The organism is Microcystis sp. 0824, from assembly GCF_003112475.1.
Lineage (GTDB): Bacteria > Cyanobacteriota > Cyanobacteriia > Cyanobacteriales > Microcystaceae > Microcystis > Microcystis aeruginosa_C.
Window position 1 is genome coordinate 1 of record NZ_BDSM01000041.1, and the last position, 531, is coordinate 531.

The 531-nt window shown below is 48.2% G+C and carries 1 pseudogene; it reads left to right on the plus strand.

The annotated features are described in order from the left end of the window. Nucleotides 1-474: pseudogene (locus N0824_RS13430) on the plus strand (photosystem II q(b) protein); the annotation flags it as partial. Nucleotides 475-531: the final 57 nt, after the last annotated feature.

Sequence of the window (531 nt, forward strand, 5' to 3'; positions counted from 1 at the left end):
GGTGTGTTCGGCGGTTCCTTGTTCTCCGCGATGCACGGTTCTCTAGTAACTTCTTCCTTAGTGCGTGAAACCACTGAAATCGAATCTCAGAACTACGGTTACAAATTCGGTCAAGAGGAAGAAACCTACAATATCGTTGCCGCTCACGGTTACTTCGGACGTTTAATCTTCCAATACGCTTCTTTCAACAATAGCCGCTCTCTGCACTTCTTCTTAGGTGCTTGGCCGGTAATCGGTATCTGGTTTACGGCAATGGGTGTTAGCACCATGGCGTTTAACCTCAACGGTTTCAACTTCAACCAGTCGATTCTCGATTCTCAAGGTCGTGTAATCGGTACTTGGGCCGATGTGTTAAACCGCGCTGGTATCGGTATGGAAGTAATGCACGAGCGCAACGCTCACAACTTCCCCTTAGACTTAGCTAGTGGTGAACAGGCTCCTGTAGCTCTGACCGCTCCTGCTATCAATGGTTAATTCCTAGTCTGAACGAAAAGGCACTCCCGCGAGGGGGTGCTTTTTTGTTGTTAGAAT